Annotated in this window: 11 protein-coding genes; 10 read left to right on the top strand and 1 reads right to left on the bottom strand. The window is 60.4% G+C overall.

All coding sequences use genetic code 11. The features are described 5' to 3' along the window. Positions 1–10 precede the first annotated feature (10 nt). The 6 genes from Q0887_RS04685 to Q0887_RS04660 are packed head-to-tail and all read left to right on the top strand — an operon-like array spanning position 11 to position 6558. The gene (locus Q0887_RS04685) at positions 11–1549 is read left to right on the top strand and encodes an NADH-quinone oxidoreductase subunit M (protein ID WP_299192743.1); all 1539 of its coding nucleotides are present in this window, start codon (positions 11–13) and stop codon (positions 1547–1549) included. Then, positions 1549–3027 carry an NADH-quinone oxidoreductase subunit NuoN gene (gene nuoN / locus Q0887_RS04680; protein WP_299192741.1) on the top strand — a complete coding sequence of 493 codons (1479 nt, stop codon included), beginning with the start codon at positions 1549–1551 and terminating at the stop codon, positions 3025–3027. The genes Q0887_RS04685 and nuoN overlap by 1 nt, the downstream gene beginning before the upstream one ends. Next, entirely contained in the window at positions 3024–3749 is a 726-nt protein-coding gene (locus tag Q0887_RS04675) for a biotin--[acetyl-CoA-carboxylase] ligase (RefSeq protein WP_299192739.1), read from the top strand. The genes nuoN and Q0887_RS04675 overlap by 4 nt, the downstream gene beginning before the upstream one ends. A gap of 27 nt (positions 3750–3776) precedes the next feature. Beyond that, the gene (locus Q0887_RS04670) at positions 3777–4568 is read left to right on the top strand and encodes a type III pantothenate kinase (RefSeq protein WP_299192738.1); all 792 of its coding nucleotides are present in this window, start codon (positions 3777–3779) and stop codon (positions 4566–4568) included. Between the two features lie 47 nt (positions 4569–4615). Then, on the top strand, positions 4616–6283 hold the full coding sequence (locus tag Q0887_RS04665; protein ID WP_299192736.1) for an MBL fold metallo-hydrolase RNA specificity domain-containing protein: 1668 nt from the start codon (positions 4616–4618) through the stop codon (positions 6281–6283). Beyond that, positions 6283–6558: a DUF1467 family protein gene (locus Q0887_RS04660; RefSeq protein ID WP_299192735.1), complete on the top strand. Its 276-nt coding sequence runs from the start codon at positions 6283–6285 to the stop codon at positions 6556–6558. The genes Q0887_RS04665 and Q0887_RS04660 overlap by 1 nt, the downstream gene beginning before the upstream one ends. Positions 6559–6567: 9 nt before the next feature. Here the strand turns inward: Q0887_RS04660 and Q0887_RS04655 are convergent, their stop codons facing one another. Then, a complete protein-coding gene (locus Q0887_RS04655) occupies positions 6568–9159 on the bottom strand; it encodes an ATPase (protein ID WP_299192733.1) in 2592 nt (863 codons plus the stop codon). Between the two features lie 72 nt (positions 9160–9231). Between Q0887_RS04655 and Q0887_RS04650 the strand changes: the two genes are divergently transcribed. From Q0887_RS04650 to Q0887_RS04635, 4 genes are all read left to right on the top strand, one after another. Beyond that, a complete protein-coding gene (locus Q0887_RS04650; RefSeq protein ID WP_299192732.1) occupies positions 9232–9549 on the top strand; it encodes an Hpt domain-containing protein in 318 nt (105 codons plus the stop codon). Between the two features lie 119 nt (positions 9550–9668). Then, on the top strand, positions 9669–10877 hold the full coding sequence (locus Q0887_RS04645; RefSeq protein ID WP_299192731.1) for a hypothetical protein: 1209 nt from the start codon (positions 9669–9671) through the stop codon (positions 10875–10877). Between the two features lie 56 nt (positions 10878–10933). Continuing rightward, positions 10934–11899 (top strand): hypothetical protein, encoded by a 966-nt coding sequence (locus tag Q0887_RS04640; RefSeq protein WP_299192729.1) that lies wholly within the window; start codon positions 10934–10936, stop codon positions 11897–11899. 12 nt (positions 11900–11911) lie between these two features. Further along, on the top strand, positions 11912–13318 hold the full coding sequence (locus tag Q0887_RS04635) for a HAMP domain-containing sensor histidine kinase (RefSeq protein WP_299192727.1): 1407 nt from the start codon (positions 11912–11914) through the stop codon (positions 13316–13318). The last annotated feature ends 2 nt before the right edge of the window (positions 13319–13320 follow it).

Here is a 13320-nt window from a genome sequence, read left to right as displayed (position 1 = left end):
CGATCGAGTAATGGATTTTCCCATCCTCACCACCATGATGCTGGTGCCGCTCGTCGGAGCGCTCCTGTGCCTGTTCACCTCAGCCGCAGCGGCGCGCATGATCGCGCTCGCCGCGACGCTCGTCACATTCGCGCTCGGCGTGTTGCTGTGGGCGAATTACGAGATTGGCGGGGCGCAGTGGCAGTTCCAGGAAAGCTACGAGCTGGTCGCAGGCTTCTCCTATGCGCTCGGGATCGACGGTATCTCTCTGATGCTGATAATGCTCAGCGTGTTCCTGATGCCGATCTGCATCCTTGCCAGCTGGGAAGCGATCCAGAAGCGCGTCGGCGAGTATATGAGTGCGTTCCTGTTCATGGAGGTGCTGATGATCGGCACCTTCGCCGCGCAGGATATCTTCCTGTTTTACATCTTCTTCGAAGCAGGCCTTATCCCGATGTATCTGATCATCGGCGTGTGGGGCGGCGATAACCGTATCTACGCGTCATATAAGTTCTTCCTCTACACGTTGATCGGGTCGGTCCTGATGCTGATCGCGATGTTCTGGATGGTGGCAGAGGCTGGCACTTCGGACATTCCGACGCTGATGCAATATCCGTTCCCCGAGGGCGCGCAGACATGGCTCTGGTTGGCGTTCTTCGCGAGTTTCGCGGTGAAGGTGCCGATGTGGCCGTTCCACACCTGGCTGCCCGACGCGCACGTTCAGGCGCCGACCGCTGGTTCGGTGATACTTGCTGGCGTGCTGCTCAAGCTGGGCGGATACGGTTTCATCCGGTTCAGCCTGCCCATGTTCCCCGATGCCTCCGCTAATCTTGCATGGTTCGTATTTGCCCTGTCGATGGTGGCGGTGATCTACACCTCGCTCGTCGCGCTGGTGCAGGCGGATATGAAGAAGCTGATCGCCTATTCCTCGGTCGCCCACATGGCGATTGTGACGGTCGGCCTGTTCGCATTCAACGTTCAGGGGCTTGAGGGCGCGATGATCGTCATGCTGTCGCACGGCCTGGTTTCGGGCGCGCTGTTCCTGTGCGTCGGCGTGATCTATGACCGTCTGCATACGCGCGAAATTGAACGCTATGGCGGGCTGAGCATCAACATGCCCTATTACGCGCTGTTCTTCATGCTGTTCACGATGGCGAGCATTGGCCTGCCGGGCACAAGCGGCTTTGTCGGAGAGTTCCTCGCGCTGGCGGGCATCTACCAGACGTCGAGCATCGTTGCGCTGGTGAGTACGACCGGCATCATTCTGGGCGCAGCTTACATGCTCTACCTCTACCGGCGTGTGGCCTTTGGCGATCAGAAGAACGCGGATGCCGCTGCAATGTCCGACATCACACCGCGCGAATGGGCGATGATGGCGCCGATTGCAGCAGTTGTGCTGTGGATGGGTGTTTACCCCGAAAGCTTCCTTGCTCCGATGCGCGCAGACATTGCCGCGCTCGACGCGCAGCTGACAGCTTCAGCCCCTCCGAGCGACGCTCAGCTGGCACCGGGCGAGCCGCGTACAGAGGCTGCGAACACGATCGAGTATCATGCGGAGGGAGAGCACTGATGGATTTCCACGCTTCCTTCGAACTGGTTCGGCCGGAATTGCTTCTGACCGTATCGGGCCTGATCCTGCTGCTGGTTGCGGCATGGGCGGGCGACAAATATGCGCGCACGGTTGCCGTGCTTGCGGTTACGGCGCTGTTCGGGGCCGGGCTGATGCTCATTCCCGGGCTGCATTTCGGCGTTGACGGACCGGACACTTACGCATTCGGCACGCTGATGAAGGTCGACAGCTTTGCGCTCTTCGCCAAAGCGCTGATCTACCTTGCCGCGATTGCCTGCCTGATCGTCGCACCTGCATTCTTCGACAGCGAGGCTGCTGGCAAAGAAAAGGGCATGCGCGCTGAATATCCGGTGCTGGTACTGTTCGCGGTGCTGGGCATGAGCATCATGGTGTCGGCATCCGACTTCATGACACTCTATCTCGGGCTGGAGCTGAACTCGCTCGCCGCATACGTGCTCGCCTCGATCCTGCGGCAGGACCAGCGTTCGGCAGAGGCGGGGCTGAAATACTTCGTCCTCGGCGCGCTAGCTTCGGGTATTCTGCTCTACGGGATCAGCCTGCTCTACGGCTTTACCGGAGCGACCGACTTTGCCGGTGTTCGCGCCGCGCTCGAGGGCGATCTGAGCACCGGACAGCTCTTCGGCCTGATCTTCGTGCTCTCTGGCCTCGCATTTAAGATCGCGGCCGTGCCGTTTCATATGTGGACGCCGGACGTTTACGAAGGCGCGCCGACACCGGTCACCGCCTTCTTCGCCACCGCACCCAAGGTCGCCGCCGTCGCGCTCACAGCGCGCGTGGTGTTCGAGGTGTTCGGCGCTCAAACGCTCGCTTGGCAGCAGATCGTGATGTTTGCTGCGCTGGCTTCGATCGTGTTCGGCGCGCTCGGAGCGATCGGACAGGAGAACCTCAAGCGACTGCTCGCCTATTCCTCGATCAACAATGTCGGCTTCATCCTGCTCGGCCTTGCGGTCAGCACGGCTGCGGGCGCGAGCGCGATGCTGGTCTATCTCTTCATCTATGTGGTGATGAGCCTGGGCAGCTTTGTCGCGCTGCTGATGCTGCGCGATGACAATGGCAACCTGTTCGAGACATTCGCCGATATTCGAGGGCTAGCGGTAACCCGTCCTGCGATTGCGTGGGCATTGCTGATCCAGATGTTCAGCCTCGCGGGCATTCCGCCGCTGCTCGGTTTTTACAGCAAGTTCGTGGTGTTCCAGGCGACGGTTGAGGCGGGCCTTGTGGCCTTTGCCGCCATCGCGATTGCGGCGAGCGTGATCGGCGCGTTCTACTACATTAAGTTCGTGAAGGTGATGTTCTTCGATGAACCCGCTGGCGTCGTCACTGGCAAGAGCGGCAGGGCGCATTGGGTCATACTGATCCTGACCGCTGCGATCATTTCACCGCTTGGATATCTGCTGACCCCCTCGCTGACGGATCTTGCAAACAAGGCAGCCTCGGCGCTGTTCCTCGCGATTTGATCGGCACAAGTACAATCACGCTGGTCGAGGAAACCGGTTCCACCAATGCCGATCTTGCGGCGGCTTTGCGCGGCGATGAAAAGCCTGTCGAGGGCACTTGGCTGGTCACCCGCCGCCAGAATGCCGGAAAGGGCAGGCAAGGCCGGGCCTGGCAAGATGGCGCGGGCAACTTTATGGGTTCGACCGTGGTCGAAATCCGCAAAGGCGATCCCGCACCGGCGTCTCTCGGCTTTGTCGCCGCGCTCGCCGTGGGTCAAACGGTCAATGAAGCGCTCGGAGGTGCTTGCCGCCCGACGCTCAAATGGCCCAATGACGTCCTGCTCGCCGGCCATAAGGTATCAGGCATCCTGCTCGAAATGGTCGGCAATCACATTGTCGTAGGCATCGGAGTGAACCTCGTCAGCGCGCCCGATCTGCCAGACCGCAAGGCCGCATCGCTGGCCGATTACGATGCAGTGACGAAGCTTGAACACTTCGCCGAGGCGCTCTCGCGCGTGTTCGCCAAATATCTCGGAGTTTGGCGGAGCGAGGGTCTGGACAAGATTTTGCAGGCCTTCTTGCACAATTCCAACCACTACACCGGCTCTCCTGTCACCGTGCATGACACCGATGGCAGCAAGCTCGAAGGCACCTTCGCCGCGCTCGAAACGTCGGACGGCGCATTGAGGCTACGCTTGGCGGATGGCTCTGAACGTGTCATTCGCGCTGGTGATATCTCGTAATCGAACTTTCCTAACGAGGACCGCGCCATGTTGCTCGCTGCCGATGTCGGAAACACCAATGTCGTCTTTGCTCTGTTCGAACCGGACGGTGAGGGGGGCTTCACCTCACGCTCGCGCTGGCGCATCGCGACTGATCCGCGCCGTACCGGTGACGAATATGCGGTGTGGCTGCTCCAGCTGCTGACCATTGAGGGGGTGACGCGTGAAGACATCACGCAAATTATCTACGCCTCGGTTGTCCCGCGTGCCGATCACAACCTCAACGTGCTGAGCCAGAAATATTTCGGCATCACGCCTCTCAAGGCAGGCGAGGGCAAGGCTGCATGGCGCTTTGCCATCGATGTCGATCAGCCCAGCTCGCTCGGCGCGGACCGCGCGCTCAACATCCTTGCCGCTCACAAGAAATATGGCGGCGACCTGATCGTGGTCGATTTCGGCACCGCGACGAAGTTCGAAGCAATCGACTTCAACGGCGCCTATAAGGGGGGCTCGATCGCGCCGGGTATCAACCTGTCGCTCGATGCTTTAGTAGGCAAGACAGCCAAGCTCCCTCGCATCGCCATCCGCGCGCCTGAAAGCAAAAGCGTCATCGGCCGTAACACCGAAGACCAGATGCTGATCGGCGTGTTCTGGGGCTATGTTGCAATGATGGAGGGGATCATCGCGCGGATGAAGACCGAGATCGGACGCCCCGCCAAAGTGATCGCAACTGGCGGGCTGGCGATTCTGTTCGACGAGGCGACCGATATTTTTGACGAGGTTGATGCCAACCTCACGATCGAGGGCCTTGCGATCCTCGCCAAGCAAGCCGCCGAATGACGACAGCTCGCACCCGAGCTAGCCCGATCTGACCCATACGAGTATTTGTGAAAAAGAACTTCAAACCTGAAAACGAACTCCTCTTCCTCGCGCTTGGCGGATCGGGAGAGATTGGCATGAACGTCAATCTCTATGGCTGCGATGGAAAATGGCTGATGGTCGATCTGGGTATGACGTTTTCGGGTGGGGAGTATCCGGGCGTTGATCTGGTCTTTGCCGATATCGAATTCATCGAAGAGCGGACCAAGGACCTCCTCGGGGTCGTGCTCACCCACGCGCATGAGGATCACATCGGCGCGGTGCCCTATTTCGCCGGCGAGCTTGGTGTGCCGCTCTATGCAACGCCGTTCACCGCCGATCTGGTCGCGCGTAAACTCAAGGAAGCGGGCCTGACGGGCAAAGTCGAACTCAACATTATCGAAGACGATCACGGCGAGTTCGACATCGGTCCTTTTTCGATCACCTACCTCCCGCTCGCGCACTCGATTGCAGAGGGCAACGCGCTGCTGATCGACACGCCTTACGGCAGCGTCTTTCACACCGGCGACTGGAAGCTCGACGAGGACCCGATCATCGGCGAGCCGACCACCGAGGAGGAATTGCGCGCAATCGGTGATGAGGGCGTGCTCGCGCTTGTATGCGACAGCACCAATGTCTTCAATCCAGAGCCGTCAGGGTCCGAAGGTGCCGTCCATAAGGGCCTGATGGAAGAAGTCGCGCGCCATGAGGGCAAGCGGGTGCTTGTCACCACCTTCGCCAGCAATGTGGCTCGGCTTCAAACTTTGGGCGAAGTCGCGCGCGAAACGGGCCGGCAGGTCTGCATTGCGGGCCGCTCGCTCGACCGGATTATCGAGGTTGCGCAGGACAATGGCTATCTGGAAGACTTCCCGCCTACGGTCGACTTTGACGGCGCAATGCGACTGCCGCGCGGTGAAGTCCTAATCCTTGCAACCGGCGGGCAGGGGGAGCCGCGCGCGGCGCTCTCCCGGATCGCTGACGACAATCATCGGCTCGAGCTGGTGAGCGGCGATGTAGTGCTGTTCTCCTCGCGCCAGATACCCGGCAACGAAATCTCGATCGGCAAGATGCAAAACCAGCTCGCGGCCAAGGGGATCGAGATGGTCACCGATCGCCAGAGCATGATCCACGTTTCCGGGCACCCCGGCAGACCGGAACTTGAAGCATTGTATGAGTGGATCCGTCCCGAAGTGCTGGTGCCTGTCCATGGCGAAATGCGCCACATGCGCGAGCAAGCGCGGCTCGGTAAAGAGCGCGGGATTCCTTCGAATGTGGTCCAGTCCAACGGTGATATTGTGCGGCTCGCGCCGGGTGAGCCGGGCAAGATTGCAGAGGTCCAGAATGGCCGCCTCGTCCTTGATGGGGATATTATCGCCCCGGCGGATGGTGAAGCGATAACGATGCGCCGCCGGATTGCTCAGGAAGGCGTAATCGTTGTCGTCCTCGCGCGCGGGACCGCGCCTGCGGTCGAGGCCATCGGCCTACCTCTTGACGAAGACCTGCCCGATTTTGTCGCCGAAACTCAGCAAGACATCCTGAAAGCAATCGGGAAGCTCAAGGGCCGCGATGCAAGCGATCCCGCCGCGGTGCATGAAGCCGCGCGCCTCGCTGCCCGCCGCGCGGCGCGTCGCTGGTCGGGTAAGAACCCGCAGGTTCGGGTCGTGATGCCGGGGTTGAGAGAGGCGAGCGCAGACTGATGGCCTGGACCTCAATCCTCGCGATCTATTTCCTGATCTGGGTGATGAGCGCCTTCATGCTGCTGCCCTTTGGGGTGCGGACCGCAGATGAAGCCGGAATTGCCAAGGTTCCGGGACAAGCGGACAGTGCTCCGGTCAGCTTTCGGCCAGGCAAGATTGCTGTTCGCGCAACAGTGATCGCCGCAGTGCTGACCAGCCTTTTCGTGCTCAATTTCGAATATGGCTGGGTAAGCGCGGACGACATCAACATCTTCGCTCAGCGCCCAGCAGCTTAGATCGCAAGCCTACTGACGGAAACGCTCGATCGACTGCGCGAGCACCACATAGAGTTTGCCCATGTCCGAACCCAGCAGGGTCACACTCAGCGCGTTGCCATCGCGGGTGGAAAGCATCGCACGCAGCATTGCTTCGAAGTCGTGGATGTAGCGGCTGACATTGGCTTTGAAAGTGTCATCGCGCTGATAAAGCTCGGCAATCTCTTTCGCATCGCCATTGTCGATGAGGCGCACCGCGCGGCGAGTGAATATCCCGCGATCCCCTTTGAGATAAGCATCCCATGACGTATCGGCGACTTCGGTCGAGAGTGAGGATGCAATGTCGATAGCGTTGGAGTTCAAGCTGTCGGTAATCAGCGCCATCCGGCGCGCAAAGTCGTTGCCAACTTGCTCCTCCGCCAGCTCATGCGCGCGGGCGATGCGTTGTTCGAGGTTGATGGTTAGCTCGTTGACCTTGGCCAGTTGATCCCGCAGCTGGGCAGTCGCTTCGCGGCCCACACCTGACGCATGGCTGGCCGCCTGTTCGAGCTTGCCCACGGTTTCGGCGGTATCGTTGCGCAGCGCACGCTCAATCTCTGTCACGGCGTCTTTCGAGATGTCACCGGCCAGCGCGGTCACTTTCTCGCGCGCGCCACTGTCGAGAGCGGTGAAAGCGGATGTGGTCGCGTCTTCCAGTGCACCAAGTGCCTCGCGCAGTTTCTCCTGAGTGCCGCCGGCGAAGGTCTCGCTCTGCTCTGTTAGGCGCGCAAAGCCGCCGCGCAGGCCATCGAGTTTGCTCAAGGCATCTTCGGATTGTTCGGATAGTTTGGCTTGCAGCGCTTCGATTGAGCTGTCCGCGCTTTCGATCTTTGATTGAGTTTCGATCAGGTAGTTCGACAGACCATCGGCTTTCTCATGTGCGCCCAGCATCAACCCAGACAGCGCCGCCGCGCGCTCCTCTACCGTTCCAAGCGTTGCGCTGGCGGTTTCGATCGCTTGCGGCAGGTCCTCGCGGCTGTGTTTTGCGCCTGACTGGATGATCTCGAGCAGGCGGATGCCGGACTCGGTCAGTTCGCCAAGTTTTGCTTCGGTCTCAGCCAGTTCCTCGCGTCTCTTCGCAAGCTGTCCGCTCAATTCCTCGAGCCCTTCAGTCAGCCCGCTTCGCGCAGTTTCGCCGGTCTCGCTGATCTCGCCGATCAGAGCGGTGAGCTTGTCGAGTTGCTCACCCATGGAACTGCTTTGCGCGACAAGTTTCTCAGTTTCGACTGCCTGCGCTTCGCGGCGCTGAGTCATTGCATCATCAAGGTCAGCAAGGCGCTGAGCCAAAAGTTCGCTGGCCTGCGCCTCGCGTGTATCGAATTCCTCCTGCCTTTTGGCCACTTCCGTTTCGAAAATGCGGTTGCGGTTGGACAGGTGGGTGTCAAAGCCGATTGCCTGTTCGTGCAGCGCCTTGATCCGTTCTTGCGATGCCGTGACGGCCTGCGCATCAAGCCGGTCGAGCGACTCAACGACTTTCGTCACTTCGTCCTGGAAGCGCGACTTGGACTGCATCAGCTTGTCCATTGCGCCCTTTTCTGCGGCGCGCAGTTCGGTCGCAACGCTTTGTGTTTCGGTCTGAAGCAGGCCCATGCGCTCTTTGAGTGCCTCAAGCGCCTGACTTTCAACACTTTCCAACTCACTACGGAAAGACCCGGTTTGCGCCTGCACCGCTTCAAGCCGCGCGCTGATCAGCTGTTCGATCTGCGAAAGCTGATTCTCGAAACCCGTCAGAATCTCGCCAACCCGATTGTCGAGCGACGTCACCTGTGCTTCGCTCGCTTTGCCGAACTGGTTCAGGCGCTCGAAACCGCTGACAAGCTTGTCGAGCTGCTCATGCGCCGTGCGGCCCGCATTGCCGACCTGGTTCGAAACATCGCGCGCCGAATTGGCAATCACGGGCAGGTCATCGCGCAGTCTAGCCATATTGCCGAGCGCGGTTTCGCTGGCGCTGCCGATCCGGTCGACCTGAGCGCCGTTATCATGGATCAATTGTTGCAGTTCGCCTGCATGGGTGGTGAGCCGCTCGCTCGCGACCCGTCCCAGCGATTCCAGTTCGAGCGACTGCGCGCCAAGAAACTCGCGCGCAAGGCTGAGCTCACGATTGACCACGGTGAGACGGGCCTCAAGCTCGCTGCTTTCGGTTGAGAGTAGGGCGGCGGTCTCGGCGAACCGTTTCGCCTCGGCGCGCGAATGACGCATTGTCAGCAACCAGCCAACGCAGACCAACAGAACAGGCACCGACCAGTCGATGATCCAACGCACCCACTCTGCCGGTGCTGCGCTTGCCGCCGCAAGCAGACGGTCCTGCATCGCCCAGCCATACAGACCGGTCCAACCCGCGATCAGCGCAATCGCGATTGCAGGTGCGACCCAGGCAAACCGGTTCGAAGCAGGCTCATAAGCCTCCTCGTAAGCATCCTCGTAATCGTATTCGGCAAGGTCGAGCTCGCCTTCGTCATCAACGCTTTCATGCGTATCGAGCGACGTTTCAGCACTCGCTTCAACGCCTTCGCTACCGGCCTGACCCTGCGCATTTCGCGCGGCTTGTGGGCCTACAGCCCTGATATGGTTTCCACCCGACATGCGCAGCTAGATACCACAGCGCGTGTCAGGATAAACCCCGCATTAACTCCGATGCGGTTATCAGCGCTGCTTATGGCATATGAAGGCGGAGCCCTTGATGCGACTTTGGCAGCGGCTGCGGGAAGCGATTCCGAGCTGTTAACCGAATTGCGCGGTGCGTTTCTCGAAAGCGCGGAGAAGCAGCTGGACCTGCTCAAACGCGCGCGTTGTGACGGTAACTGGAACGTTGCAGCGATGCGTTTGAAAGGACTTGCGGCCAGTTTTCACGCCGAAGATCTGCTGCTTGCGGCGGAAAATGCCCTCGAAGCAGCCCCCGGCGAACCCGCATCGATCCGCGAGATCGAAACGGTCTTGATCCGCTTTGCAGGCAAGCAAACCGGCGTCTTCTAGCTCGGCCCAACGCAATTTGATGGGGTTTGCGCCGCAATCATGCTTGATGCGGAGGCTTTCGCGCGCCTAGCGATAGTGTGGGCACGATCCTGTGCCTTCTCACCCGGGAGTCAGCTGCATTGCGCACCGCATTGCTCTCCGCCATCGACCGCACCCAATCGGGTGATTTGCGGGCTGGTTTACCGCTGGGCGGGCGCAGCGTTCTGGCATGGCAGGCAGAATTTGCCCGCGCGCTTGGCTGCGAGCGGATCATCTGCCTTTGCGAAGCTCCGGGTGAGGCAGTGCTCGATCTCCAACGGGATTTCGAGGGGCAGGGCGGTGAGTTCCACGCCATTCGCAGCAACCTGCAACTTCTCAGCCTTGTGCGGGCAGAGGATGAGTTGGTGATGATGCGCGACGGGTTGGTGATTGACCTTGCGCTGTCAGATGATTGGTTGGTCGCAGGTGGGAAGCTTCAGGCCGGCATTGCGACCATCGCCGCATCGCATGTCATGGTTGAGGCGCAAGGCGCTGATTTCGAACGGATTGATCGAGAGCGCCACTGGGCTGGACTGGCTGTTTTTAAGGCGGCTCAAGTTCACAAACTGGCTGATTTTCCGCCTGATGGCGATGCGATGTCGCTCTTGCTGCGATTGGCGTTGCAAGCGCGCGTGGACTGCCGCTCGCTCAAGCCAGAAGCATTGGAGCAAGGCCGCTGGCTGATTGCCGCAGAGGGACGGGATCTGGTTGAGCGCGAGCAGGCCCTTATCCAAGGCCATGCGACGAACGCTCATTGGAGCGGGGTTAGCAGCGCAATAAGCGCAGCAATTGCGCGGAAAACTGCACCCAAGGGGTTGGAGAACGGCGCAGAGTTTAGCCTTGGTGCTGCTGGATTGCTCATGGGTTCTGCGACCGTTCTGGCTGCCTACGGACATGGAGCGGCGGCGCTTGGAGCCGGAGCAAGCGGCTTTCTCGCATTGGCATTGGGCGAGAGCTTTGTGCAAATGCGCGAGGCGTTTTGGTCGAAAGCGCGGGCGCGATGGCGGCGCTTGGCTCCACTCTATTCGGGTGAAATCCTTGCCATCACATTGTTGCTTTATGTCAGCTGGTTAGCCGGATCAGCTGTCACCAGCCTTGCTCTACCAATGCTGGCCATTGGGATCAGTCACTATCTCGGATTTCGCCGCTCGAGCGCAGTATCGGCCTTCTGGCGCGACCGTTTCACCCACTTCGCAGGCTTCACCGTCGCTGCCGCGAGTGGATTTCTGGCAGAAGCCGTTGCGCTGTTTGCACTCGCAGGATTGGCCGGATTGCTTATCCAGCCCACCCATGCGCAAAATGCGTCTTAGGCTAACCGGGACTTAACCATAGCCTGTGTAAGGGCTACGCTATGGGCGACATGGCAATGGATCATACTGGGGACCAGACCCGTTCCGCTACGGTGGACACCATCCTGAGGGATGAGCTCGCGCGGGCGAACCGCGCGTTGAGCGGGGTTGCGCCTGTCATCTCGCATATGCTTGAAAGTTCGGGCCATGCATTGGTCAGCGACGCCATCGTTGCGCGCTTGCGCGGGATGCTGGGACACCTGGCAAACCAATTGCTCAGCGCTTGTCAGCCAGACAATGCACGCGGGCCGGTGGATCGTGCCCAGGTTGATGCTATGTCCGACGCGTTGGCCGGTGATTCAAAGCTGCTCAACCACCTCTATGCCGTTGCCATGGAAGGGCACCTGACTGAGCGCCTGCAACAGCGGTCCTCACTCGATCCGGTGCTCAGCTCGCTCCTGCAAGAGCTGATCGCTTCGGATCAGCCCGCCGTCGCAGAACTAGCCATGGCCAGCCTTGCCGCCCAATCACGCTTTATGCAAAGCCAGCGCCGGATGGAGCTGCCGCTTGCGGAATTGCCGCCAGAGCTGCTTCTTAGCGTTCTGGAGCGCTTTTGTGACGCTGATCTTCCCGTACCACCCAACCTGCGGGTAGAGGGCGCTAAGGCGCTCAAAGCGGAGTATGACGAAGGTGCAGGGCGGCTTGGCTTGTTAGCGCGGCTTGTCACAGCGATGCGCGAAGGAGCTATCGCTGCGCTAGAACTCGATCACGCAGGCCTCGCCCTGTTTGCCAGCGCGGTTGCCTCACGCTCAAAGCAGCCGCGCGATCTGGCCATTCTCGCCTGTCATGAACGTCAGGCGGCGCGGCTTGCGCTCAGCCTTCGCGCATCAGGGCTCGAAGCCGAAGCGATTGAGCGGCAATTCTTGCTATTGGAACCGGCGCAGCTTTTGCCCGAGGAAATCGCGCAATTGGCACCCGAGCGTGCGCTCGAATTGCTCAACGCCTCGGGCGCAGCAATCTCCTATTCGAACGGTGCCGGGTAAGGGCGGCGCGCGATGAACCGTCAGCAAACCCTCCTCGCCGCGCGCGGCCTGACCGATGATCGGGACCGGTTGCTCTCGGCCGATGAGCCGCTGGCTGAGCTGCATGAATGCTGCGGCGGCACGATACCGGGCGTTCTGGCCGTGCCCGAACTGCTCGATCTGGTGAACCAGAGCCGCCGCTCCGGCCTCAAGATTGCGCGTGAATTTTCCGCCTTTGACGGGGTGGAGATGGTGCAGGGCTTTGTGCGCGTGCACCCAATCTCGCCCGAGAATGGCGGCGGCTGCGAAGTGCTGGTCGAAAACTGGCAGAGAACTCCGCAACCGCAGACAAGTTCGAATGAATTCGCCGAGCGTATGGACGCAATCGACCGCGCTGCTGCTGAGGTATCCGCGCGGCTTGATGCGCGCCAGCAGGTGCAATTTATCACTGCCACCGCTCCTGACACCGATGTCCTGCAAAAGGCCGTCAGCGCTGCTCCTAGCAAGGTGTGGAGCGAATATGTGACACTCAAAGGCATCGCGCATCATCAGCCGCTCCATTGGCGGCTGCTGGACGGAACTCTATGCCAGATCGAAGGATCGCCGCGTGAATGGCGTGTGCGGCTGCTCCCGATTGGCAAGGCAAGCGCATCACCGCGCGGTTTCGAGCTTTTGATGATCGCCGAGCAGCCCCTTGCAGAAGCGGCAACCGAACCAGAAGCGCCCGAGCAACGCGCTCATTCGCGGCTAATCGGCAGCGCACTGACGCCCGTCCTGCGCCAGCCCATCGCGCGGATCATCGCAAATGCCGAGACGGTCCGCGCCAAGCTCGCCGGCCCCTTGCGCGAGGAATACAGCGAATATGCAGGCAACATTGCCGCTGCAGGCCAGCATCTGTCGGGCATGCTCGATGATCTAGCCGATCTTGAAGTGGTCGAGGCCGCAGGCTTCACGACCGCAAAAGAGCGGGTCGATCTGGCCGATGCAGCGCGGCGAGCGGCCGGAATTTTGGGTGTGCGGGCGCAGGGCAGGGAAACTTCACTCGTCGTTGCTGGACCTGATGATCCTATTATCGCTGAGGGCGAGTTCCGGCGGGTGCTCCAGATACTCATCAACCTGATCGGCAATGCCATCGCCTACTCACCCGAGGGCAGCACCGTGACAGTGGCAGTTGCGAGGGCTGATGATGGCAGAGCTCAGATCAGCGTGATCGACGAAGGCTCCGGTGTCTCACCCGAACAGGCAGGCAAGATTTTCGACAAGTTTGAACGGCTTGGGCGGGGCAGCAATGGCGGCGCCGACACTGGATCAGGCCTGGGCCTCTACATCTCACGCAGACTGGCGCGCGCGATGGAGGGTGATCTGCAAGTCATGCAGCCTGACAGCGCCGATGAGACCACCGGCGCCGAATTCAGGCTAACTCTTAAAGCTGCGGGCTAAGT

The sequence above is a fragment of the uncultured Erythrobacter sp. genome, from assembly GCF_947492365.1.
Lineage (GTDB): Bacteria > Pseudomonadota > Alphaproteobacteria > Sphingomonadales > Sphingomonadaceae > Erythrobacter.
Note: the sequence above shows the minus strand (reverse complement) of the source record. Positions and strands in the feature narration are given on the sequence as shown.